Raw genomic sequence first — 24,038 nt, 5'->3', positions numbered from 1 at the left:
TTTGCTCTCTCCAGTTTACACGCTCCCCGCCCCACGGCCACCGCACATCAGGCTTCCCTGCCGTCGCGGGCCCGAGCGTGATACGATGGCTCACGGTACATCAACCAGCACGATCGATCCGAAAGGAGCCTGCGTCATGGAGCGTCCCTGCGCATGGAAAAAGTACACGCCACAGCAGATCGAGGAGCTCGAGGAGCTTTGCCGCGGCTATAAGCAGTTTTTGAGCGAGAACAAGACCGAGCGCCTGTGCGTCAAGACCGGTATCAAGATGGCCGAGGAGGCGGGCTACGTCAATCTGGAGACCGTGATTGCCGAGGGCCGCGCGCTCAAGGCCGGCGACAAGGTGTACGCCGCCAATCACGGCAAGGACCTCATGCTCGTCAACCTGGGCACCGCCCCGCTCGAGCAGGGCTTTAACATCCTGGGCGCCCACGTGGACTCGCCGCGCCTGGACCTCAAGCAGAACCCCGCCTTCGAGGCCGGCGACATGGCTTATCTCGACACGCACTACTATGGCGGCGTCAAGAGCTACCACTGGGTCGCTTCCCCGCTCGCACTCGTAGGCGTCATCTGCAAAAAGGACGGCACCACCGTCGACATCAACATCGGTGACAAGGCCGACGACCCGGTCTTTACCATCTCCGACCTGCTGATCCACCTCTCGAGCGAGCAGATGGCCAAGCCCGCCAAGGACGCCGTCGACGCCGAGATCCTCGACGTGATCGTGGGCGGCCGCCCCGTCAAGTTTGACGAGGACGACAAGGACGCCCCCAAGGAGCCCGTCAAGCAGATGTTCTTGGATATCCTCAAGGAACAGTACGATGTCGAGGAGGAGGACTTCCTCTCCGCCGAGATCGAGGTCGTGCCCGCCGGCCCCGCCCGCGACATGGGTCTCGACCGCTCCATGATTTTGGGCTATGGCCACGACGACCGTGTCTGCGCCTATCCGTCCATGCTCGCCCAGATCAACGTCGCCAACGTGGAGCGCACGAGCATCACACTCATCGTCGACAAGGAGGAGATCGGTTCCGTGGGTGCCACCGGCATGACGAGCCGTTTCTTCGAGAACACCGTCGCCGAGATCATGACGCTCGCCGGCGAGGATAGCCCGCTGGCCCTGCGCCGTGCACTCGCCCACAGCCGTATGCTCTCCTCTGACGTGTCCGCCGGCTTCGACCCGGGCTACGCCGGCAAGTTCGAAACCAAGAACGCAGCCTTTATGGGTCGCGGCCTGTGCTTTAACAAGTACACGGGCAGCCGCGGCAAGGGCGGCTCTAACGACGCCGACGCCGAGTATGTGGCCCTCATCCGCGACATCATGGACGAGGCCGGCGTGGACTTCCAGACCTGTGAGCTCGGCCGCGTCAACGCGGGCGGCGGCGGCACCATCGCCTACATCATGGCCAAGTACGGCATGAACGTCATCGACTCCGGTGTTGCCGTCCTGTCCATGCACGCCCTGTGGGAGGTCGCCAACAAGGCCGACATCTACGAGGCCTATCGCGGCTACAAGGCCTTCATCGAGCGCGCCTAACCAACCCTTCATCAGTTGCGGTGAGATACGGACTAAACTGGCCCATAAACGGCCAAAACAGACCGTATTCCACCGCAACTTCCTTTTGGCAGAGGAGAGTCCATGCTGCAGGCCATCATTTCGCCCGCCAAGCAGATGCGTGCGGCCCAAGATGCTTTTGAAGTCCTGGGCATTCCACCTTTTGCGCACGAGACGGCTCGCCTCCACCGCGCACTGCTAGATATCGAGCGGAATGAAGGCAGCGGAGGTCTGCAGGCGCTCTGGAACGTGAGTGACAAACTGCTGGGGCCTTGCCTCAACACCCTGCATGAGTTTGGGCCCATCCTGAAAAACGGCGATCTCGACAATCCCGCACTCGCCCGTCACCTCTCCCCTGCCGTCATGTCCTATCACGGCATTCAATACCAGAGCATGGCACCCGAGGTGATGGATTCCGCGCAGCTCGCATGGCTGCAAGACCATCTGTGGATCCTATCGGGCCTTTACGGATGCGTACGCCCCTTTCATGCCGTTGAACCGTATCGGCTGGAGATGGGCGCGAAGCTTGCCGTCGACGATGCCCGAGACCTCTATGCGTTTTGGGGCGACAAGCTCGCACGGGCCATCGCTCCGGCAGGCTCCAACGCTACGATCGTCAACCTCGCCAGCGCGGAATACGCCAAAGCCGTTCTGCCCCGCCTCACCACCGATGCCACGGTCGTCACATGCCTCTTTGGCGAAGGCATCCGCAACGGCAAGCCCATCCAGCGCTCGACCGCCAGCAAAAAGGCACGCGGCTCCATGGTGCGCTGGATGGCAGAAAACAAGCTCGAGGATGTAAGCGGGCTCACCGCGTTCGACGTTGGTTATCGCCACTTTCCCGAGCTTTCAAATAAAAACACTTTGGTCTTCCTGAACGAACAGGCCTTGTAGGATCACCGCTACTTTTGAATGTGCCGCCTAGGCACGGCGTCTATTCCGCCAAGCCGTCGGCTTTGGCAATTTCATTTGTCGAGCCGTCCTGATAGGTAATCTTGACATGCTCAACCTCGGACACCGCAACACCCGTCGGAGGCTCCAGGCGCCATTCCGTCAGCGCAATGTCCATGGTCGTGGGAACGTCCCCCTGATCTTTGAGCTCGACCGACAGCGTCTTAAGCGACGCATCGAAGGTCACGCGCTCGATCTCTTCACCAGGAATGGAGCCACCGCTCAGCTGCAGCTGCACAAACTCGTCGCGCGGATACCAATAGTCGCCCGGCGCGGCCACCGTGTTACCACCAGCGACCTTCACCGTCATGATCGGCAGGGCATCGTCGGCCTCAAACTCCCAGGCAGCGCCGCCGCGACCACCATACGTCCAGATACAAAAGGCAATCACCAGCACGGCAAGCACCGCAAAGCCAATCGCGACAAGGCCATGGTGCGCACGGCTTTCCTCGGCCGATACATCCCATTGCGTCTCTCGATATAGATGCTTGTCTTCCATGTTCGCCTCCCCACAGGCACGCTCGTTGGCCCAATCGTACCCATTCAGGCTATACTTGAGCCCATGACATAACGGGGAGCTTGCAGGACAAGACGACAGGCTGAGATTGGGCGCGCCCGCCCTGACCCGCAAACCTGATATGGGTAATGCCAACGAAGGGAGCCGTGCCAATGAGCACACAGACCGAGCCCAAGCTCGTCACGCAAATCGACTTCGCCCGCGCCGGGCAGATCACACCGCAGATGAAGGAGGTTGCCGAGCGCGAGCATCGCGACCCCGAGTACATCCGCGAGCGCGTGGCAGACGGCCGCATCGCCATTCCCGCCAACATCGTGCATATCAAAAAGGGCATGCGCGCCTTTGGTGTCGGCGAGGGCCTGTCCACCAAGGTCAACGTCAACCTGGGCATCTCGGGCGACAAGGCCGATGCCGCCGAGGAGTGGAAGAAGGTCAAGATCGCTGAGGACTACGGCGCCGACGCCATCATGGACCTCTCCAACTCGGGCAAGACGCGCCAGTTCCGCCAGCAGCTCATCGACGAGACGCCGCTCATGGTGGGCACGGTGCCGATGTACGACGCCATCGGCTACATGGAAAAGCCGCTGGTCAAGCTTACCAAGGACGACCTGCTCGAGGTCGTGCGCGCACACGCCGAGGACGGCGTGGACTTTATGACCATCCACTGCGGCATCAACAAATCGGTCATCAAGACCTTTAAGGAGACCGGCCGCCTGATGAACATCGTCAGCCGCGGCGGCTCGCTGCTGTTTGGCTGGATGGAGGTCACCGGCAACGAGAACCCCTTCTACGAGTTTTACGACGAGGTGCTCGAGATCTGCCACGAGTACGATGTGACGATCTCGCTCGGCGACTCCTGCCGCCCGGGCTGTCTCTACGACTCCAACGACGCCACCGAGACCGCCGAGATGATCGAGCTGGGCAAGCTGTGCAAGCGCGCATGGGCAGCCGGCGTCCAGGTCATGGTCGAGGGTCCGGGTCACATGGCACTCGACGAGATCGCCGCCAATATGAAACTGCAGAAGCGCCTGTGCCACAACGCCCCGTTCTATGTGCTCGGGCCGCTGGTGACCGATATCGGCGTGGGCTACGACCACATCACCGCCGCCATCGGCGGCGCCATCTCCGCCAGCTCCGGCGCCGACTTCCTGTGCTACGTGACACCGGCCGAGCACTTGTGCCTGCCCAACGCCCAGGACGTGCTCGATGGCCTCATGGCCACCAAGATCGCCGCACACGCCGCCGACATCGCCAAGAAGGTGCCACACGCCCGCGACATGGATGACAAGATGGGCCAGGCACGCCGCAAGCTCGACTGGGACGCCATGTGGAAGTGCGCGCTCGATCCGGTCACCGGTAAGAAGCGCTACGAGGAATCCCCCGCCGCCACCGAGGGCACCTGCACCATGTGTGGCAAGATGTGCGCCGTCCGTACCGTCAACAAGGTGTTCGAGGGCACGACGATCGATCTTGGCATGGAGGATTAACGCGTCACTGGAGCCACAATCGGCAACAAGGTGCTCGTCAATTGTTGACATGTGAACATTTGCTTACATTTGCGTAAAGATTGCATCACCCGCCCGGGTTCGGAATACAGCCGGCCCGGGCATATTTATAATGCCTAGAAGACCCATTTGAATCCGACCGAACAAGGGAGCGAACATGGATCGCAGTAAGGTACCCGCCGTCCTGTCCATCGCAGGATCCGATTCCAGCGGCGGCGCCGGCATTCAGGCCGACATCAAGACCATCACAGCGCACCGCCTGTATGCCGAGACAGCCATCACGGCCATCACCGCACAGAATACCCTAGGCGTCACCGCCGTGCAGAATATCTCCCCCGACATTGTCGCGGCACAAATCGATGCCGTCTTTGACGATATCCGCCCCAGCGCCGTCAAGATCGGCATGGTCTCCTCTGCCGAGATTATCGAAGTCATCGCAGACCGCTTGAGCGCATGGGATGCGCAAAACATCGTTGTCGACCCCGTCATGGTCGCCACCTCGGGCGCCCGTCTCATTGCCGAGGATGCCGCCGAGGCGCTTACTCGTTGCCTGTTCCCACTGGCGACCGTTATCACGCCCAATATTCCCGAGGCCATGGCGCTGCTCGATTACGAGATCGATTCCGAGCGCACGCAGCAAAATGCCGCCATGCTCCTTACCCGCCGCTTTGGATGCGCGTCTCTGGTTAAGGGCGGACACCTTGTCAACGAGGCCAACGATGTGCTGGCAGAGCCCGCGCCACTCGATGACGAGGGCAACCACCTGGGCGATCCACTCACCACGTGGTTCCGTCACAAGCGCATCGAGACCGACAACACGCACGGCACCGGCTGCACACTCTCGTCCGCCATCGCCTGCGCGCTGGCCCAGGGCATGGATCTTGCCGATGCCGTCAACGCCGGCAAGGCCTACTTAACGGGCGCTCTGGCCGCCGGCTTTGACATGGGCAAAGGCTCCGGCCCCGTCAACCACATGTGGCAGTACTAAATAGCCAGCAACCTGCCAAAAAGAGACAGGCTACCTTGCACCAAAAACCGTCGCAACATTCGATGAAAATCGTGCAAACGCGAAAAATCATTAAATGTTGCGACGGTTTGATTTTAGATAGCGGTCGAGCAAAGGACCAGAGCGCCTATTCGTCGGCGAGTTGAATTCCCAACAAACCCGAGAGTGCCAGCGCCTGCTCGGCATTGACCGTCAAGCCACGCAACTCATGGTAATCGCCCGAAACAACGGGCGCTGCAAATGTACAGCGCGACACATCAACGCCGGAAAGCGACGTCTTGAACACATCAACACGCGTCAGGTCACAGCCATCCAGGCGTATCTGACCCAGCTTGGCACCCTGAAACGCAGCCTCTCTCAGACGTGTATCGCATGCTGTCATAGGGCCAATGCGTCCCTCCGAAAGGTTCGCATAGCTCAAATCGCACGATCCAAACGACACGCTCGACAGGCGCGCCTTGAGCAAGTTGAGTCCCGGTGCCGAGCAGTCAACGAAGTCGCAGCGGCTGAGCCAGCAGCCTTCCATGTTGCAGCGGATAAAGCGGCAACCGCGAAACACCACGTCGCGAAACGTCGAGCCGCTCCAGTCAACGCTATCGAACTCGCAAGATCGGAACACAACGCCATCGAAGGTCGCGCCGTTCGCCACGTCGTAGGCAAGATCCAAATCCTCAAAAGCGGTATTGGAGACGAGCTCATCGCCCTCGGCAAAGAGGTCGATGAGCTCGTCCATGCCCATATGGCAGCCAATCCGTTCGTTTACCCGGGCAAAACCACCGCAAAGGTGCCTGTCCCCTTTGCGGTGGCTTGGGGTCGCGCTACTCACCGAGCATCTCTTGGAGCTTGGCTGCCACGGCATGTCCCAAGCTCTCGTGGCTCTCGGGCATCATATGCAGATAGTCGATATCGCCCGGCTCGGCAAAGTCGGCGGCATTCAAAAAGTCGCAACCAAACTGCTCAGCCACATGCGCGTAGTACTCACCAAAATGCTCAGATGCCTCAACGGAATGATCGTCAAAGTCGGTCATATACACATCGGCGATCTGCGGCTTAATCTTGATAGGAGCCATCAACAGAATGCGCGGACAAGGCGCAGCGTCGGTCCACGGAAACGCGCGGACGGCGCGAATCAGCGCCATGGCGCCGCGGGCAATATCGGAGGCCGTCACGCCAAAGACCGTCTTGCAGTCGTTGGTGCCCAGCATGATCACGATCGCATCCAGCGGCTTATGGGCCTCGAGCAGCATCGGAAGCGCGCGAATGCCGTTGAGGTTGGTGTCCAGATGGCACATATCGTCGCGCACCGTCGTGCGACCATTTAGACCTTCCTCAATCACATGCCAGCCCTCACCCAGGTCACGCTGCACCACGCCGCACCAGCGCACATCCTGCGCATAGCGCACTGCGGTACCGTCGCGCATACCCGCCGGATCATAGCCATAGGTGTTGCTGTCACCAAAGCACAGAACGTTTTTCATCTTGAGCTCCTCATTCAGTAAAAAGCCGACGGGGGCAACCCCTCCCGTCGGCTTGGCATATCACATCGCGCGCACCGCTTACAGGTACTTGCGCCAGTCATCCTCGTCCTCATCATCCTCGACTGCTGTCTGGGCCTGCTCGGCGGCGCGAGCGGCTGCGGCGCGGGCGGCAACCTGGGCATAGGACTCCTCGTTGCGCTCAGGGAAGTTTGCCAGCACGTGCTCGAACTTGGCAAAGTCCTGGTCCCAGCGCGTAGAGGGCACGGCAAAGAAGACCTGCTTGACCTTGAAGTCGCCCGACGCGAGCTCCTTGCGGAAGAGCTCGGCCACGGCCTCGGCATCAAAGCCGTTGTTCTCGCAGCCCCAAGCACCCAGCACGAGCTTCTCGCGACCAAGCTCATCGCAGATGGCGAGCACAAAGCGAATGCGGTCGCGCAGGGCATCCAGCAGAGCATCGTCGCTCACGCGATACTCCTGGCGGGCGCGCCTAACGTTGGGCGCGGCGGCCACGATCACGTCGGCGTATGCATGCACGTGGTTGCGGTCGAAGCGCACCGCAGGCACCACCAGGGCGCGGTTACGATAGAGCTCGCAGTTGATGTTGCGGCGACGGTTCTCGCCGTACCACTTACGCTGCTTATCGAGAACGTTGTACAGATACGAATCGGCGCACAGCGTGGCCTCCTGGCCCAGATAACCCTGAATATATCCACCGCCCGGATTGGTAAACGAGGCAAAGGCGAGCACGGCCATGTCGCAGAACTGCGCATAGCCGCGACCGTTATCGAGGATTGCCTGCGTGGCGGAGGCATCAAGCACAGTGACCTCGGGCAGGACCGGAGCGGGCTCCTCAGCAGGCGCGGACTCAGCTTCGGCGATTTCCTCGGCAGGCTCCTCGACGGGCTCGGGCGCCGCCTCGGTCTCGGCAGTCTCCGCGTTCTCGACGTCCTCGGCGACCTGCTCTTCGGCGGCCACAGCACTCTGAACCTTGGCCTTCATCGCCGCGACAAAGCCGGCAGGCATACCGTCAAACTCGCGAACACCGGCGAGCGAACGCTCGATATCCTTGGCGCACGCTTCGGACACAGTTGCCACGTGACGCTCGGCGGCCTTGGCACGGGCCTCGCGCTTGGGATTGGGCTGACCCGCTCGGTTGGACCTGCGGTTACGGTTCCTGTTGTCGACGTCTGCCATACGTGGCCACCTTTCCTGTCGCTGCCGCTATCGGCTTTTTCCCATCCATGATACCCCGCCGCGCACAAAAAAGACGGCCCCGCAGGACCGCCTTTCGCATCGTTTTACCGCATCCGACAAGAAACGCCGTAATGCCCCGCGCTAGTCGCGACGACCAAGGATGTTCAGGATGCGCAGGAACACGTTGATAATGTCCACGAACAGGTTGGACGCCATGAGCACCGCATTGGGCAGCGTGGGCGGCACCGTCGTGGCAACATAGGTGTCGTAGCCAATAAAGCCGGCGAACACCACGATCACGATCAGGTCGGTGATGGTCTGCGAGACGCCCATGAACATCAGCACGATCTCAACCAGAATAGTGGCGAGCAGAATGCCAAAACCGATGCCATATACGCGCTGGAAAAACTTGGGGAACGTCACGCCCAAGGCGCCAAAGACAAAGGTGATGGCGGCCGTGGCGATAAAGGCAGTGTTGATGGTGGGCAGGTCGTAGTTGGCAAGGCCAAACGACGCGGTCAGGCCAAAGGTACTCGCAAAGATTACGTAGCCCACAAGGGACAGGCCCACGGACTGCTTGCTGGCGGCGGCTGACATCATGACGATGCCGACAATGGTCAGGATAAACGAGCCAAAAACCAGCGGCAGGGCGGCCCCGCTCATCATCATGCGCGCAAACGACATGGTGCTCGTAAAGTAAGCACCGGCGCCCATGGCGCAAAAGCCCAAAAAGATGAGGGCAGACATGACAAGGTTGTACGCGCGCGGCGACATCTCCTTGGCGCGACTTGCGCCGGTCTCGACGGGGCCGTTCTGATAGCCCTGGATATCGTTCATAATTTCGTCCTTTCAAAAAGCACCGCGACGGCGCCGTAGCTGACAAGTTTCCTGCCATTGTACCCGAACGCCACGCGTTCTTACCTGCGGCGCTCGCTCTCGAGTGTTCGGTCGAACGCCCACACCCACCAACGCATCAGATGAGTCTGCGAGCCATCCGGTCGCTCGCGTGCCTGTTCTTCCAGATACAGTTCGGTCGCATGTCCGCCAAAACGCACCTTATAGGTTGCCGTACGAATGCCGTGAACCGTCAGGCCAAACCCAGTGGTCGAGACAATCTCGTCAATCGTAAAGCAACGACCGTCGACCCAGCAGACGGTGACCGGCACGACCTGTCCGCCCGCGAGGATGCGAGCCACGACGTCCACATACTGCTTGTGCACGCGCCGAGTTTTGCCATCTGTCTGTCGATATTCCATGCCTCCTATTATCGAACGCATGTTTGCATGTTGTAAAGCGAACAGGCTGTGGTTTTGGGGTGTTGGGGCGCGCGTACGTGTCCTCATGGTGTGTTAGCAAAAAGAACACCCACGGTCAACAGGGCTAATATTCATTTTTAGTGCCAAAAAATTCACTGCTCCCATCAGAACTCGGTAAAGAAACCCGCAGGAGGTGATACGATTTATCATGTTTCTGTAACGTGCCTGCAAACTTCGAGAAAGCCCATATATGGACGTAACGTTCTCAACCTTCCTCGGCCAACTTGTGTCGAACCCAGTCCTTGCCGTCACCGTGATCCTCGCGCTCGGCGCCATCTTCGTCAATGGATGGACCGACGCACCCAACGCCATCGCGACCTGCGTCACTACGCGTTGCATGCCCGCCCGCGCCGCTATTCTCATGAGTGCCGCATTCAACTTCCTTGGCGTGCTCATCATGACGCACTTTAACGCGAGCGTCGCCAACACCATCTCCCATATTGTCGACTTTGGCGGAAACAGCACCATGGCGCTCGCCTGTCTGTGCGCGGCGCTGTTCTCCATCGTCGTCTACGGCGCCACAGCGTCGCGTTTTGGCATCCCCACCTCGCAAAGCCACAGCCTTATCGCCGGCCTGACCGGTGCCGCCATCGCCCTCGGCGGTGCGAGCAGCGTCAACGTCCACGAGTGGATGAAGGTCATCTACGGCCTGGCGCTCTCCATCGGTCTGGGCTTTGTCATGGGCTGGGTCCTGTGCAAGCTCGTCTCGATTCTTTTCGCCGCCGCCAACAGGCGACGTGCCAATGTCTTCTTTAAATACGCTCAGATCGCGAGCGCTGCGGCCATGAGCTTTATGCACGGCGCGCAGGATGGACAGAAGTTCATCGGCGTGCTCTTTTTAGGCGTGGCCTTTGCCAGCGGCCAGACGAGCGTCGGCGATGCCGGCATCCCCATCTGGATTATGCTGCTATGCTCGGCCACCATGGGCATCGGCACCAGCGTGGGCGGCGAGCGCATCATCAAGTCCGTTGGCCAGAGCATGGTCAAGCTCGAAAAGTACCAGGGCTTCTCCGCCGACCTGGCGGGCGCCGCGAACCTGCTGCTTGCCACCCTTACCGGCATCCCCGTGTCCTCCACGCACATCAAGACCTGCGCCATCATGGGCGTCGGTGCCGTCAAACGCCTCTCGGCCATCAACTTCGGCGTCGTCAAGGACATGATGTTCACCTGGTTCTTCACCTTCCCCGCCTGCGGACTCATCAGCTTTGTCATGGCCAAGCTGTTCATGATGTTCATCTAGTCAAACCGAACGTCCATCCGGACCGTAACACCTCGCCCACCCGTCTTCGCCTCGAAAGGACCCACTCATGGCAAAGAAACCCGATTCGTTCTACTTTGACAACTACGTCGCCTGCGCCGACCTCGCCGTCCAGGCCGCCGAGCTGCTTACCAAGATTTTCGAGAACTTCGATCCTGCAAAGATTCACGATATGCTCGACAAGATGCACGCGATCGAGCATGCGGCCGACAAGAAGCACCACGAGCTCGAAGACGCCCTGCTCACCGCCTTTATCACCCCGCTCGAGCGCGAGGATCTGGATCTGATGAGCTGCTCACTCGACACCGTGCTCGACCGTATCGAGGGCGTCGTGCAGCGCGTCTACTTCACCAACATCCAGAGCATCCATCCCGACGCCATCGTCATCGCCCACAAGGTGACCGACGCCTGCCGCGCCATGAAGGACCTTATGGTCGAGCTGCCTAACTACCGCAAGTCCAAAACGCTGCGCGAGCTCGTCATCCAGATCAACACCATCGAGTCCGAGGCCGACGAGCTCTATATCAACGCCATGCGTAACCTGCACGTTAACGGCAAGGACCCGCTCGAGGTCATCGCCTGGCGTGACGTGTACGCCTTCCTGGAGTACTGCGCCGACTGCTGCGAGAATGTGGCCGATGTCGTGGATTCGATTGTCATGAAGAACAGTTAATTGGGGGTACGTGTCCCGGCGGCGAAGGGCCGGCCACGGTTTGCTTTCTCACTCCGGCTGCTTTGCAGAGTCGTTCGAAAGTAAACCGTGGCCGGCCCTTCGCCTTACGTACCACCATTGGGAACTTTGGCTGATAGATTTAGCGCGACGGGGGTTTGGCTGAAGGGACCTTTGGTATCCGTTCGGACACTTTGGCCCTTGATGAGCGTTTGGCTGATTGCTGCTTTGGGTACTCTTTGGGTTACTTTTGGTTTGTTTGATTTTTAATTTTAGGAGGGCTTGTATGTCTTATTTGGATCTGGCTCGTGGTCGGTATTCTTGTCGTTCTTTTGAGGACCGTCCTGTTGAGCAGTCGGCAGTGGATGCCATTGTTGAGGCGGGGCGGATTGCTCCTTCTGCTTGTAATAATCATCCAGCCCGTGTGATGGTGCTGGATACGCCTGAGCTGTTGGAGAAGGCTGCTGCTTGTCAGCCTCGGTTTGCTCGTGATGGGTCTATCTTTGGAGCTCCGCTTGTCTTCCTTATTTGCAGCGTTACCGATGATGCTTGGGTGCGCCCGTATGACCAGATGAATTCCAGTGAAATCGATACGTCCATCGTGTGCGACCAGATGATGATGGAGGCCACCGAGCAGGGCCTGGGAACGTGCTGGGTATGCCATTTTAAGCCTGAGGTGGCACAGGAGCAGTTCAATCTGCCCAAGGGTGTCTATCCCTATCACATGCTCGTCTGTGGCTATCCTGCCGACCACATCGCAGACCCCGAGCATCGCGAGGCCCGCACCATTCCCCTCTCCGACTTCCTCCTCAAGTAGATTTTTGGGACATGCCTTAAAACCTACCCTTGACCGCTCACCCGTTCGCCGAGTTCTGCGCCACTATGTGCAGGGCTCGGTTTTTTATGTTACGCACCCCGGCACAGTCATAAAAAAGGACCCGCAAGCTGCGGGTCCTTTCTAGGCACTAAATTGTAGGCCGAATGTTAGTCCAGGTCGTCGGCGGCAAAGTTGTCGATCGGGGCGAAGGGATCGGCCACGGGGACAACCGGGTCAGCGACGGGCAGCGGCTCGGCGGGAACAGTCACCGCAGGAGAAGCGGCAGAACCGACCGGCGTGGAGGCCATGAGGTCGGCCGGGAAGGAGTTCTGGGCATCGTCCATGAAGTGCTGGATGAGCTTGAGGTACTCGGCCTTGAACTCCTCGCGGGAAGCCTTGAGACGATCGATTTCCTCGAGCTCGGCCTGCTTCTCGGTCAGAGCCTGGCGGATAACCTCGCGTGCCTTAGCGTCAGCCTCGTTGCGGATACGCTCAGCGTTCTCGTTGGCATCGTTGACGATGGTCTCAGCGGTCTGCTGGGCAGCGATCAGGGCAGCGGAAATCTGGCGCTCCTGAGCGGAGAAGTCAGGGGCGGGAGCAGCCACGGGGGCGGCAGGAACGGCTTGGGCGGTGGCATCCTGAGCCTGGGCAAGCTGAGCCTGCGCATCGGCAAGCTGCTGCTCGGTAGCAGTCAGGCGACCCTTAAGGTCGACGATCTTAGCGAGCATAGCGTCAACCTCGGAGGACAGCGTCTCCAAGAAGACGTCGACCTCGGCGGGATCGTAGCCACGCTTGGCCTCAGAGAAAGTCTGAGCCTGGATGTCTGCAGGGGTAATAGCCATAACAAGTCTCCTTTTTCATCGCCTCGGCGCTACACGCCCGACGTAAGTTACTAAGTCAGTTCTATACGAGTATACCTATAAGAAGCTGCAGAACCAGCCTCTGCACCAACTGCAACGCAATAATCGCAACGACCGGCGAAAAATCGATACCGCCCATCGGCGGGATGAAACGACGGAACAGGTTGAGCCACGGACCGCACACGCTATCGAGCACCGCAGCAATATCCTGAAGCAAACCACCCTGCTTCATGGGAATCCACGTCATAAAGCAGTAGACGACAATGAGCGTGGAATAGAAGTTGAACAGCGTGTTGACCAGCTGGACGATAGTGTAGATGTTGATGGGAATCTCCTCGTCTTGTCTTTACTTAAGGTAGCCGTCGGCACGAAGCTTCTTGAGATCGGAATCTTTGACCTCGCAGCCGGCGGGCAGCACCATGAACACGCGGTCGCCCACCTCCTTGACCGTGGCACCCAGACCGCAGGCAAAGCCGTAAGAGAAGTCCAAGACGCGCTTAGCAACTTCGGTGCGTACGCCCACAAAAATCAGTGCGACAGGCTGCTTGGTGCGAACGCGGCGCACCACGGTCTCCACGTCGTCATAGCTCTCGGGGCGCAGGACATAGGCCGGCAGCTGCGGCGTGGCGTTGATGATATTGCTCGCATAGGCCGAGGCATCACTCGGTGCAGGCGCGGGCGCAGCGGCGGCACGGGCGCGGGTGTTCTCGGCGTAGCTCGACGGCGTGTCATAGGCACCAGGACGATAACCGCTCGCAACGCTGTCCTGCGAGCGCGAAGGCGGGTTATACGTCGTGGCATGACGGGAGTCATCGCCGACAAGCTGACCGGAGCGCGTATACACGGCAACCGACTCAGCTTCACCGCGGCGCGTCTGGCCAAGCAGGCCGTTGCTCGGCTCGTCTTGGGTGTAGAAGCCCTCGCCCGAAGCACCGCTGTAGCCGTTGCCCTGATAACTATCGTCATAGCCGTCATCGTAGCCGTAGTCGTCGTCCTGGCCATAACCCTGGTCGTAACCCTGCTGGCCGCCCAGGTGCATCTTATTTTTAATCTCGTCAAGGAAGCCCATGGTTGTGTCCTCTCGCGGTTTAGTGCAGGCACCCCGATAATCAGTGCGCACTTCAGGGCCTTATTTTACTGCAAACTCCGGGCTAAATACTACCCTGCCCAGGCGAACGAGCGTAGAGCCCTCCTCAAGGGCAGGCTCAAAGTCCTCGCTCATGCCGCAGGAAAGCTCAGGCAGGTTCAAATCGGGATGCGCCGCCTCCAGCTCATCCCTCAGCTCACGAAGCCCCGCAAAGGTGCGGCGTGCCACATCCTTATTCCCCCGGGGCGCCATAGTCATAAGCCCCTGTACGCAAATTCCCTCAAGTTCCGCAAGCTCACCCGCGGCGGCGCGAATCTCATCGGGCGAAAAGCCTCCCTTCGACTCCTCACCACTCACATTGACCTCGATGAGCACACACTGGGGGCCGGCGAGCTCGCCTGCCTCAATCTTGCGGACAGCACGGCTCGAGATCGCCTGCGCCAGATGCAGCGAACCCACCGAGTGAATCAGCTCGGCTGAGCCCAGCACCGCATTGATCTTATTGGTCTGCAGGTTGCCGATCATATCGAAGCGCACCTCGGGCAGCTCCGGATGCTCCGCCAGACCCGTGAGCTTGCGAACCAGCTCCTGCGGGCGGTTCTCGGCAAAATTGCGATACCCCGTCTGGATGGCGGCAACGGTCTCATCGACACCAACGGTCTTGGACACGGCAATGAGGCGCGCGGCGTCGTGGGGGCGGCCCGCGCGATCGAGCGCCGCATAAAAACGTTCCAGAATCTGCTCGCGGCGAGCGCGCATCAAGTCCAAATAGTTATCCATTGCCAATCGCCTCCGCTGACAGCCAAACAAGTAGTCCCATGCTAACGCAAGAGCGCGGCCCCGCATGTGCAAGGCCGCGCTCACTTAGGTATTTACAATCTTTCGACGAACGGGGTCACTTACTCCTCGTCGTCCTCGCCATCGTCCTCGTCCTCAAGATGATCGAGCAGGTAGCGAAGACCCTCGCTGACCTCGTTAGCGGGCACCTTGGCAACGTAGCGAGCGTCGACGGCGGGCCTCATGATAACACCCTCGCCCGAAGGCACGCGCATGCTCTCGAGCTCATCCTCGTCCACACGGGCGATATCGCCGGCGTTCATACGCTGACCAGTCAACAGGAAGGTCAGACGGCAAGCGGCATCGATGGAAATCGAAGCGATGCGATCGAGGTAGCGCGAAACCATGATAGCGCGGCGCAGGTCGTCATAGTTGCTGTCGTCGTCCATAAAGTCGCCCGTATCCATACGGTTAAAGGTGCGGAAGAACTTCTCGTAGGCGGCGTGCACCGGCTCGTCCTCGACGGCCAAGTTGCAGATGATGGACATGTCATTGGTGACGAGCGCAGAAAGCGAAGAGCCCAGCACCTGGTAAACAGCTTCGGCCTCGGCCTCAACCGTACCGACGAGCTCCTGGGGCAGCGAGATGTCGGCCTTGACCATGTGACGCGTGGCGCGGCAGATCTGGCGAACCTTATCGGTCATGCGCTGCAGGTTAAAGTCGACGTAGATAATCGTCTGCAGCAAGCGGAAGTCGGAGGCGACCGGCGACTGCGTGGCGATCAGGTTGTAGCACACGGCCTCCAAGTTGGCGCAGCGCGCGTCAATCGAAAGCGTGCGCTTCTTGGTCTTGGTGGCGAGCTTGCGGTCGTCGGTCACATAGGCCTTAACGGCATCGTGGAGTGCCAGATCGACGGCCTCGTAGATGCTCAGCATCTCGTGGCGGGCCTCGATGAGCTGACGGGAAAACAGTTTGCGCATGGTTCACTCCAATCAGTTGGGTGCGGTCATGCCGCCCGCACAGTGAATACGCACCGGACCAGGTCCGATCGGCTTGGGGCTAGTCGCACCGATCAGCCAAAGCGGCCGCTGATATAGTCTTCCGTCCGCGAGTCCACCGGGCTGGTGAAGATCGCGTCGGTTTGACCATACTCGATGAGCGTGGCAGGTTCACCGGCAACTTCCTGCAAGAAGAATGCGGTGTAGTCGCTGATACGAGCTGCCTGCTGCATTGAATGCGTGACGATGATGATCGTCATCTCGGGCGCCAGCTCGGCCATCAAATCCTCGACCTTAGAGACGGACGTGGGGTCGATGGCGGAGCAGGGCTCGTCCATCAGGAGGACATCGGGTTGCACCGCAAGCACGCGCGCGATGCACAGACGCTGCTGCTGACCGCCCGAGAGCGCCAAACCATCCTTGTTGAGCTGATTGGATACCTCTTTCCAGAGGTTGGCGCGCTTGAGCGATTCTTCCACGATGTCATCGAGGTCGCTTTTGCTAGTCACGCCCTGCAGACGAGGGCCAAAGGCGACATTCTCGTAGATGGATTTGGGAAACGGGTTGGGCTGCTGAAAGATCATGCCCACGCGACGACGGAGGTCGACCGGGTCGACGCCCTCGGCATAGATATCATTGCCGTCGAGCGTCATGGTGCCCTCGACGCGCGTACCCTCGATCAGGTCATTCATGCGGTTGATGCAGCGCAAAAACGTCGATTTACCGCAGCCCGAAGGGCCGATAAACGAGGTGATGGCGTTTTTGGCGATGTTGAGGTCGAGCCCCGTCAGCGCATGAAAGTCACTGTACCAAAAGTTGAAATCCTTGGCCGTGATGGCCGCTTGCTCCAGCGTGGGAGCGGACTGATAAACGGACATGGGACTCCTTAACTAGCGACGCTTGCGCGACAGGAAGCGCGCAAACAGGTTGAAGGCCAGAATGATCACCATCAGCAAGAGCGCGGTGCCGTAGGCTGCGTTCATGTTGATGCCGTCGTTGGCAAGCAGGTACAGGTGAACGGTCATGGGGCGGCCGGAATCGAGCGGCGAGATAGGTAGATTGATGGCCTGGCCCATGGTGTAGAGCACCACGGCGGTCTCGCCAATGGCACGGCCGATGGCAAGGACAATGCCCGTGGCAATACGGCCAAAGGCAGAAGGAAGCACGATCTTGGAGACAACCTGCCACTTGGTGGCGCCCAGGCCATACGCGCCCCAACGGATATAGCGCGGAACGGCGCGAATGGCCTCTTCGGTGGTGCGCATGACGATGGGAAGCATCAAGAGCGCGAGCGCCAGAGCGGCCGAGACCATCGAAAGGCCCAGACCCATAGCCTCGACAAACAAGGCGTAGCCAAACAGGCCCATAACGATGGAGGGCACCGAGGCCAAAGCGTCAGCAGCGTAGCGAATGAGCTCGACGATCTTGCCCTGCTTGGCGTACTCGGCCAGATAGACGGCTGCCAGCACAGCGATCGGCGTGCAGATAAGCATGGCGAGCGCCGTCACATAGACGGTCGAGACGATCGTGGGCCAAATACCGCCCTCGGCGTTGACGCCCTGGGGCCAACCGAAGATAAAGTCGAGCGAGATGTGTGGCAGGCCGTTGATGACCACGTAGGCGATGATAGCGACCAGCACCAGCGTGGTGATGTATGCCGCGGCACGGAACACGCCAAGCATGATCTTGTTGGACAGGTCCTTGTTGATGCGGCCCTTCTTGCCGTGGGAAAGGGCACGCTTGATGCGCTCGCGCGACGAGGTCGTATCGACCGTCGTGTCAACGGAATCGGACATAGCCTACCCCCTCTTCTTCTTGGAAATCAGACGGACGATGCCCACCAGCGTGGCGGAAATGATAAACAGGACCACGCCCATGCCGAACAGCGCCGAGCGATGCAGACCCGAGGAATAGCTCATGTCGAGCGCAATCTGGCTCGTGAGCGTCGAGATGGGGCTCGCAATGCTGTCGGGAATAACCGGGGCGTTACCCGCGACCATGAGCACGGCCATGGTCTCGCCGATGGCACGGCCCATACCCAGCACGATGGCATCCACGATACCCAGCTTGGCGGCAGGTAACACGACCTTATAGATGGTCTGCCACTTGGTGGCGCCCATGGCATACGATGCCTCGCGAATGCCCATGGGAATGGAATTGAGGGCATCGATGGTGAGCGTGGTGATGGTAGGGACGATCATGATGGCAAGCACGAACCACGCCGTCAGCGCACCAAAACCAAGACCACCGGTCAGCTGCGCGATAAATGGACGGATGATGATCATGCCAAAGAAGCCATAGATGATAGAAGGGATGCCGGCCAACAGGTCAACGGCAGGGCTGATGAGCTTGCGCACGCGCTTGCTGGCGATCTCGACCAGATACACGGCCGTGCCCACGCCTAGGGGCACACCCATGGCGAGCGCACCGACGGTCACCAGACCCGAGCCGGCAAGCAGCGACACGATGCCGTAGTGACCCTCAGAGGGCGCCCACGTAAAGCTAAAGAAGTCCGCCAGACCGATGTCGGTAAAGACGGGCAGCGCCGAGTACGTGGTAAAGACAAAAATCAGGATGACGGTAACGACCGCCAAGAACGCGCAGGCAAAGAAGATCCACTGCAGCGCCTTCTCCTTGATATAGGTACTGCGCGATACGAGCGCCAGCTCGCGCTTCTTGGGCGTCTGAACATTCCGCTCAGTCTGGGAGTTTTCCTGTGCTTCCATGCTACTCACTCCCCTTCTCGTCGTTGGTGACGGGGATAAAGCCCGCCTCGCGAATCTGCTTGTCCATCTTTTCGGACGTCACGTAGTCGATGTAATCCTGCGCCTGCTGCGAAGGCGCACCCTTCACAAAGAAGTAAAGGTCGCGTGAGATGGGATAGCCGCCGCTCGCGACCGTCTTCTCGGACGCCTCAACATGATTGACCGAGACGGCCTTGACCGAGGTCTTGGCGTTGAGGCTATCGACGAAGCCCAGCGAAATGTAGCCAATGGCACCGCGCGAACGAGATACCACGTCGCGCACCTGGCCCGTGCCCGAAAGAACGGCCGAGCGGCGATCGAACGGGGTGCCGTCCATCACGATGGTGCGAAAGGCCTCACGCGTGCCGGACGCCTCATCTCGGTTGATGACCTGAATCCTCAGGTCCTCGCCACCGACTTCTTTCCAGTTGGTGATCTTGCCGGCGTAAATATCGCGGAGCTGCTCGGTCGAGAGGTTATCGACCGGGTTATCGTCGTTCACGATGACCGCGATACCGTCGTGGGCAATGACGATGGGAGTCAGGCCCAAATCCTGTTCGTCGGCATTGAGTCCACGGGAGGAGCTGGCGATATCGGCCGTGCCAGCGCTGACGGCTTCGATGCCAGCGGAAGAACCCAAACCGGAAACGAGCACGTCGATGCCGGTCTCTTCCTTAAAGCCCTCTGCAGCAATCTCGGCGATAGGAAGGCAGGTCGTGGAGCCGGCCACGGTAATGGAAGAGGTAGAAGATCCCGAAGAACAGGCGCACAGCGTAAGCGTAAGCACAGCGGCGCTCAGGACCGATACGATCTTTCTCATAACATCACGCCGATCGCAGCATGGCGCCCACAGGTGCCGTCCTCGTTACGGTAGGAATAAAAGCGGTCGTTCTGGCGCACAGTCGAAAGCTGGGTATCCACGATATTATCCGCGTCGACACCGACATCTACCAGCGCCTCACAAATGGCAGCGGAAAGATCGAGCATGCGAGAAGCGCCCGCATCGATGCACGAAAACTCGGCGGCAAAGCGGTCCATGAGTTCCTGGGATACCTCATATTCGTCAGCCAAGATATGGGGGCCGATATAGGCGGAAACGTCGCTCGCATCGCAGCCGGCAGCATCGCAAAGCGCCTGGCACGCCTTGGCAGAAATACGTGCAATCGTGCCCTTCCAACCGGAGTGCACCACGGCAAATCCGCCGGGGGCCACCAGCACCACGGGAACGCAGTCGGCAAAGCAGAGCAGCACGGGCACGTCATGGGCCGTACAGACGATGGCATCGCAGCCCTCGGCAATCTGCTCGCGAACAGCCTCAAGATCGTCGGCGCCGTTCGAAGTCACCGTAACGATATGGTCACCATGTACCTGATTGGGCACGAGCAGATTATGCTCGCACTCAGTGGCGCCCATAGCTTCGAGCGCTCGACGACGATTTTCTTGAACTGCAAAGGGGTCATCGCCTACATGCGAGCCCAGGTTGAGCGAGGAGTACGCATCTTCGGAAACACCACCGGTGCGCTCGGTAAAGGCAAAGCGGACATCGGATGTCGCGCCCTCCACCAACGTAACTCCATCATGGTCGACACGCGAAACCCTGTCCGCACGTGCTGCCATACTAAAGCCTCCTAATAACACAAGTACCGCGGCGTCGCCGCGCAGTCCGCGTTTATACGGCTGTCATACTTCCTTAAAAGGATACCCGCAGCGGTAGGGACCAAACGTAAAGGGAACGTAAGGAGATTGGAGGCTTTCGTTTACAAACGAGAAACAAAACGGGGTGCATCCAAATGGACACACCCCGTGCAGGTCGTTGAGAAAAACGAACTAGAAGCTACCGCGCTTCAGGAAGTCGGGAAGCTCGAACTGGTCGTTGCCAAAGTTGGGCAGCTCGGTACCACCGACGTTGCGGGTCGGAGCGGCCTGAGCCGGGCTGGCAGCCGGAGCGGTGCGCTGCGGCTCAGCGGAGGCAGCGGCCTTGCTCTGAGACTGCTGAGCAGCAAAGAGCTCATCCTGACGGTTGACGTTGGAGTCGGAGAAGCCCGTAGCGATGACGGTGATACGCACCTGATCGCCCAGGGACTCGTCGACAACGGTACCGAAGATGATGTTGGCCTCGGGGTCGACGGCGTTGGCGACAACGTCGGCGGCGTCGCTGATCTCCTGGATGCCCAGGTCCTTGGAACCGGCGATGGAGAGCAGCACGCGCGTGGCACCATCGATGGAGCTCTCGAGCAGCGGGCTGGAGATGGCCTGCTGGGCAGCGTCGACGGCACGAGTATCCCCAGAAGAGGTACCGATACCCATCATGGCGGTACCGGCCTGCTTCATGATGGTCTTAACATCGGCGAAGTCCAGGTTGATGATACCGGGGACGGTGATGAGGTCGGTGATGCCCTGGGTGCCCTGGGAAAGGACGCCATCGGCAATCGCGAAGGCCTCGAGCATGGTGGTCTTCTTCTCGGCGATGTCGAGCAGCTTATCGTTAGGGATGACGATCATGGTGTCGACGCAATCGGAGAGGGTCTTGATGCCCTCCTCGGCGCTCTTCTTGCGCTTGCGGCCCTCGAAGGTGAAGGGCTTGGTCACGACGGCGACGGTCAGTGCGCCGACCTCGTTCATCGCGATATCGGCAACGATGGGAGCAGCGCCGGTACCGGTGCCACCGCCCTCACCGCAGGTGATAAACACCATGTCGGCGCCAGCAAGCGCCTCGGCAATGTCGTCGCGGGACTCATCGGCAGCCTTGCGGCCAACCTCGGGGTTGGCGCCGGCGCCCAAGCCGCGGGTAAGGTCGGTGCCGATGTGCACCTTGATATCGGCATCAGAGATCGCGAGTGCCTGAGCATCGGTGTTGATGGCAACAAACTCGACGCCGCGGATGCCCTCTTCGATCATTCGATTGACCGCGTTGGTACCGCCGCCGCCGACGCCGACCACCTTAATGACGGCAAGGTAGTTGTTGATCTCTGTCTCGTGCATGTCGGTCCTCCGAACAAAGGTTATAGCCATAGCATGGGTCGACCCCTGCGCACATTAACCTTCAGGTTGAAAGTAAATGCAAAGGTAAACCGTATTATGTTTGCACATTATGAACGTATCAGTCAAATAATTGACCGTGAAAACCAAACAAACCAGATAAACGGCGTGGTATGGCCCCTCAACAAAGCATCAACCAGCGCTACGAGGTCGGAGCATTCCTAAATGTGTAGTTGCCCGGAGAGCGCACATTGATATACGTTACGCCCTCTACCTGCGAAAGCAACTTGGTGACTACGCGTTCCTTCTTGGCGATATCGTCCGAATCGCCCAGCGACACCTCAATGCCGTTATTGAGGTTTGCCGAGATGGCTTCGACCGAAGGCGTGGAAATATCCTTGACTTGTCCCAAGAACTCGCTCGAAAAACCACGCACATAATCCAGGCCGGCCTTAACGGCTTTGGAGTTCACCGCCTGGCCGGAAACCGGAGCGACATCCGCCGAGACATCAGTCAACAACACCGCGCCATAATGCTTGGCGAGCGCCAGCGCGGCATCGATTCCGGTCAAGGTATTTGAGCCCTGCCCTGTCGTGATGACGTTGCCCTGGTCGTCCACTTCGACCGACGTCGACAGCGGGGCGATCCAGGTGTCATCGTCTCCGATAGCCCAGGCAAGGTCGTCGGAGCTGATATACGCAATGGCGATAACTTTACGCTCCGTCGGCGTGATGATAAGCGTATGGGGAAACTGGCGCTGGACATCCACGCCCGAAACCCACGGGTTCTGCTTGAGATCCTCGGTAATCTGGTCGGGATCGACGTTAAAAAGCGACGTTCCCTCGGGCAAGTCGATCAGCTGGATAGCATCGTGCTTCGTCACATGCTCGCTGCCTTGAATCTGAATATCAGTGGCAGTAAACAGTCCAGAGTTGATCACCACGATGGCAACGACGACGAGCACGGCCAAGACGGCCAGAACGCCGCCCACGATTTTGCCTTTGCCTGTAACGACAGAAGCGGCGTCTGATGTTTTATTTGCCATCGCTCCAAGTGAAGATAACGGGTTGAAACCTTTTTTACTCGAAGGCTTCTTGGCGGTAGCCGGCACCGATGTCAGCGAGCGCGGTTTCGATGCGCCCGGCGTGCGACCTGGACGCGCCGCTTTAGTTCCCGTCGAGGGCTTGGGAGCTGCCATGGGACGGGCAGTTTTGGCGCCCATAACAGGCTTTGACGTCACCGAGGGACGCGAGGACTTTTTTGCGGCCGGACGATTACCGAGCTGCGAGCCGACGACCGGACGACTGGCCTGTCGAGCATGCCCGACAGACTTAGAGTGCGCGACGGTATTGCGTTGAGGTTTGGCAGGCGCGCCGGAACGCCCTCCGGCGCGGCGGAAGGTGGGTTTCGATGCTCTAGAAGCCGAGGAATTTAACTTCCGGTCTGAGCTCGATGCCATACGCCTCCCTCACCTTTCCGTGCACATGTCTAATAACCGCGGCAACGTCATCGGCCGAGGCAGTTCCGTTATTAACGATAAAATTAGCGTGAACGGGCGAAACTTCCGCGCCGCCAATCGAAAAACCCTTTAATCCACAATCCTCGATAAGCTTGCCCACACTCGCATCGGGCGGGTTGCGAAAGACAGACCCGCAGGATGCGCGACCCATGGGCTGCGTACGCTTGCGCCTTGTAAGGTACCGCTCCATGCGCTCGCGAATGTCGGCCTTGGGCGCCGGTTTAAGCTTGAACACGCACTCGAGGATGATCTCATTGCGGGGAAGGCTACATTCGCGGTAGCCCCAAGTGATCTCGGACCCCGCATAATGCTTGATACCGGATGCCGGGTCAAACGTTACGACATCCTCAACCAGCGAGCCAATCCACTCGGTCCGTGTGCCGGCATTCATAGATATCGCACCGCCGACCGAACCAGGAATGCCAACGGCAAACTCAAGGCCCGAGAGGCTACGCGACAGGGCATCGTTGACCAGGCGCGCAAACATCACGCCCGCACCGACCGTCAGCGTACAACCGTCATCGGCAACAACCGTGCGCTGAAACTCACGTCCGAGCGAAATGACGGCACCGCGATAACCGCCATCGGCAACCAACAGGTTGGACCCCTTGCCGATAATCACCCACGGCACCTGTTCGCGGTCAAGCACCGCCACGGCGCGACGCAGGGCATGGTAGCTATGGCACGTCACAAAGAGGTCGGCCTTGCCGCCGATTCGATAGCTTGTATGGCGTGCAAGACGTTCGTCCTCGACCACGTCCGTGTCGATCATGCCCGAAAGCGCCATGACGGCGTTAAACAGACCCATAG

The 24,038-nt window shown here is 59.6% G+C and carries 26 protein-coding genes and 1 riboswitch; of the genes, 7 read left to right on the top strand and 19 right to left on the bottom strand.

From position 1 onward, the window contains the following. Positions 1–136: 136 nt before the first annotated feature. Both AQ996_RS05395 and AQ996_RS05390 read left to right on the top strand, forming a co-directional pair. A complete protein-coding gene (locus AQ996_RS05395; RefSeq protein ID WP_055251716.1) occupies positions 137–1,534 on the top strand; it encodes an aminopeptidase in 1,398 nt (465 codons plus the stop codon). Positions 1,535–1,636: 102 nt separating this feature from the next. Further along, on the top strand, positions 1,637–2,446 hold the full coding sequence (locus AQ996_RS05390) for a YaaA family protein (protein WP_055251714.1): 810 nt from the start codon (positions 1,637–1,639) through the stop codon (positions 2,444–2,446). 40 nt (positions 2,447–2,486) lie between these two features. Here the strand turns inward: AQ996_RS05390 and AQ996_RS05385 are convergent, their stop codons facing one another. Further along, positions 2,487–3,002 (bottom strand): hypothetical protein, encoded by a 516-nt coding sequence (locus AQ996_RS05385; RefSeq protein ID WP_055251712.1) that lies wholly within the window; start codon positions 3,000–3,002, stop codon positions 2,487–2,489. 62 nt (positions 3,003–3,064) lie between these two features. Further along, positions 3,065–3,181: riboswitch (TPP riboswitch) on the top strand. Here AQ996_RS05385 and thiC point away from each other — a divergent pair. Together thiC and thiD are read left to right on the top strand one after the other, a co-directional pair. Further along, positions 3,173–4,507 carry a phosphomethylpyrimidine synthase ThiC gene (gene thiC / locus AQ996_RS05380; RefSeq protein ID WP_148315860.1) on the top strand — a complete coding sequence of 445 codons (1,335 nt, stop codon included), beginning with the start codon at positions 3,173–3,175 and terminating at the stop codon, positions 4,505–4,507. Its footprint overlaps the riboswitch before it by 9 nt. Positions 4,508–4,682: 175 nt before the next feature. Beyond that, entirely contained in the window at positions 4,683–5,513 is an 831-nt protein-coding gene (gene thiD, locus AQ996_RS05375; protein WP_055251707.1) for a bifunctional hydroxymethylpyrimidine kinase/phosphomethylpyrimidine kinase, read from the top strand. A 145-nt stretch (positions 5,514–5,658) separates the two neighbouring features. On the opposite strand, the gene AQ996_RS05370 is transcribed toward thiD, so the two are convergent. The 5 genes from AQ996_RS05370 to AQ996_RS05350 form a co-directional block, all read right to left on the bottom strand. After that, positions 5,659–6,264 carry a pentapeptide repeat-containing protein gene (locus tag AQ996_RS05370; RefSeq protein ID WP_233544629.1) on the bottom strand — a complete coding sequence of 202 codons (606 nt, stop codon included), beginning with the start codon at positions 6,262–6,264 and terminating at the stop codon, positions 5,659–5,661. Between the two features lie 85 nt (positions 6,265–6,349). Further along, on the bottom strand, positions 6,350–7,009 hold the full coding sequence (locus tag AQ996_RS05365; protein WP_055251704.1) for a GDSL-type esterase/lipase family protein: 660 nt from the start codon (positions 7,007–7,009) through the stop codon (positions 6,350–6,352). Positions 7,010–7,087: 78 nt separating this feature from the next. Beyond that, a complete protein-coding gene (locus AQ996_RS05360; RefSeq protein WP_055251702.1) occupies positions 7,088–8,203 on the bottom strand; it encodes a TIGR02452 family protein in 1,116 nt (371 codons plus the stop codon). Positions 8,204–8,344: 141 nt separating this feature from the next. Further along, positions 8,345–9,040 carry a Bax inhibitor-1 family protein gene (locus tag AQ996_RS05355; RefSeq protein WP_055251700.1) on the bottom strand — a complete coding sequence of 232 codons (696 nt, stop codon included), beginning with the start codon at positions 9,038–9,040 and terminating at the stop codon, positions 8,345–8,347. An 80-nt stretch (positions 9,041–9,120) separates the two neighbouring features. Next, positions 9,121–9,459, bottom strand: a complete 339-nt coding sequence (locus AQ996_RS05350; protein ID WP_118335172.1) for a hypothetical protein — start codon at positions 9,457–9,459, stop codon at positions 9,121–9,123. Between the two features lie 250 nt (positions 9,460–9,709). On the opposite strand from AQ996_RS05350, the gene AQ996_RS05345 reads away from it, so the two are divergent. From AQ996_RS05345 to AQ996_RS05335, 3 genes are all read left to right on the top strand, one after another. Next, a complete protein-coding gene (locus AQ996_RS05345) occupies positions 9,710–10,759 on the top strand; it encodes an inorganic phosphate transporter (protein ID WP_055251696.1) in 1,050 nt (349 codons plus the stop codon). 67 nt (positions 10,760–10,826) lie between these two features. Next, positions 10,827–11,450, top strand: a complete 624-nt coding sequence (locus tag AQ996_RS05340) for a DUF47 domain-containing protein (RefSeq protein ID WP_055251695.1) — start codon at positions 10,827–10,829, stop codon at positions 11,448–11,450. Between the two features lie 283 nt (positions 11,451–11,733). Further along, the gene (locus AQ996_RS05335; RefSeq protein WP_055251693.1) at positions 11,734–12,264 is read left to right on the top strand and encodes a nitroreductase family protein; all 531 of its coding nucleotides are present in this window, start codon (positions 11,734–11,736) and stop codon (positions 12,262–12,264) included. A gap of 167 nt (positions 12,265–12,431) precedes the next feature. Here the strand turns inward: AQ996_RS05335 and AQ996_RS05330 are convergent, their stop codons facing one another. From AQ996_RS05330 to murB, 13 genes are all read right to left on the bottom strand, one after another. Beyond that, positions 12,432–13,106: a DivIVA domain-containing protein gene (locus tag AQ996_RS05330; RefSeq protein WP_006234242.1), complete on the bottom strand. Its 675-nt coding sequence runs from the start codon at positions 13,104–13,106 to the stop codon at positions 12,432–12,434. A gap of 61 nt (positions 13,107–13,167) precedes the next feature. Beyond that, entirely contained in the window at positions 13,168–13,434 is a 267-nt protein-coding gene (locus AQ996_RS05325) for a YggT family protein (RefSeq protein ID WP_488212537.1), read from the bottom strand. Positions 13,435–13,470: 36 nt separating this feature from the next. After that, entirely contained in the window at positions 13,471–14,193 is a 723-nt protein-coding gene (locus AQ996_RS05320; RefSeq protein WP_055251691.1) for a cell division protein SepF, read from the bottom strand. A gap of 60 nt (positions 14,194–14,253) precedes the next feature. Beyond that, positions 14,254–14,991: a YggS family pyridoxal phosphate-dependent enzyme gene (locus tag AQ996_RS05315; RefSeq protein WP_055251689.1), complete on the bottom strand. Its 738-nt coding sequence runs from the start codon at positions 14,989–14,991 to the stop codon at positions 14,254–14,256. A gap of 119 nt (positions 14,992–15,110) precedes the next feature. After that, the gene (locus AQ996_RS05310) at positions 15,111–15,968 is read right to left on the bottom strand and encodes a phosphate signaling complex PhoU family protein (protein ID WP_055251687.1); all 858 of its coding nucleotides are present in this window, start codon (positions 15,966–15,968) and stop codon (positions 15,111–15,113) included. Positions 15,969–16,060: 92 nt separating this feature from the next. Then, complete coding sequence (pstB, locus tag AQ996_RS05305; protein WP_055251686.1) at positions 16,061–16,864, bottom strand: phosphate ABC transporter ATP-binding protein PstB; 804 nt, start codon at positions 16,862–16,864, stop codon at positions 16,061–16,063. A 12-nt stretch (positions 16,865–16,876) separates the two neighbouring features. Continuing rightward, entirely contained in the window at positions 16,877–17,782 is a 906-nt protein-coding gene (pstA, locus tag AQ996_RS05300) for a phosphate ABC transporter permease PstA (RefSeq protein WP_055251684.1), read from the bottom strand. 3 nt (positions 17,783–17,785) lie between these two features. After that, positions 17,786–18,712 (bottom strand): phosphate ABC transporter permease subunit PstC, encoded by a 927-nt coding sequence (gene pstC, locus AQ996_RS05295; protein WP_055251683.1) that lies wholly within the window; start codon positions 18,710–18,712, stop codon positions 17,786–17,788. Between the two features lies 1 nt (position 18,713). Continuing rightward, positions 18,714–19,550, bottom strand: coding sequence for a phosphate ABC transporter substrate-binding protein (locus tag AQ996_RS05290; protein ID WP_055251678.1), 837 nt, complete (start codon positions 19,548–19,550; stop codon positions 18,714–18,716). Then, positions 19,547–20,347, bottom strand: coding sequence for a purine nucleoside phosphorylase YfiH/LACC1 family protein (locus AQ996_RS05285; RefSeq protein ID WP_055251676.1), 801 nt, complete (start codon positions 20,345–20,347; stop codon positions 19,547–19,549). Before AQ996_RS05285 ends, AQ996_RS05290 begins: the two co-directional genes overlap by 4 nt. Positions 20,348–20,557: 210 nt before the next feature. Beyond that, positions 20,558–21,712 (bottom strand): cell division protein FtsZ, encoded by a 1,155-nt coding sequence (gene ftsZ / locus AQ996_RS05280; RefSeq protein WP_055251674.1) that lies wholly within the window; start codon positions 21,710–21,712, stop codon positions 20,558–20,560. 199 nt (positions 21,713–21,911) lie between these two features. Then, the gene (locus tag AQ996_RS05275; RefSeq protein ID WP_231501570.1) at positions 21,912–22,700 is read right to left on the bottom strand and encodes a cell division protein FtsQ/DivIB; all 789 of its coding nucleotides are present in this window, start codon (positions 22,698–22,700) and stop codon (positions 21,912–21,914) included. 424 nt (positions 22,701–23,124) lie between these two features. Next, on the bottom strand, positions 23,125–24,036 hold the full coding sequence (gene murB / locus AQ996_RS05270; protein ID WP_055251670.1) for a UDP-N-acetylmuramate dehydrogenase: 912 nt from the start codon (positions 24,034–24,036) through the stop codon (positions 23,125–23,127). Positions 24,037–24,038 lie beyond the last annotated feature (2 nt).

Source organism: Collinsella aerofaciens, assembly GCF_001404695.1.
GTDB lineage: Bacteria > Actinomycetota > Coriobacteriia > Coriobacteriales > Coriobacteriaceae > Collinsella > Collinsella aerofaciens_E.
Note: the sequence above shows the minus strand (reverse complement) of the source record. Positions and strands in the feature narration are given on the sequence as shown.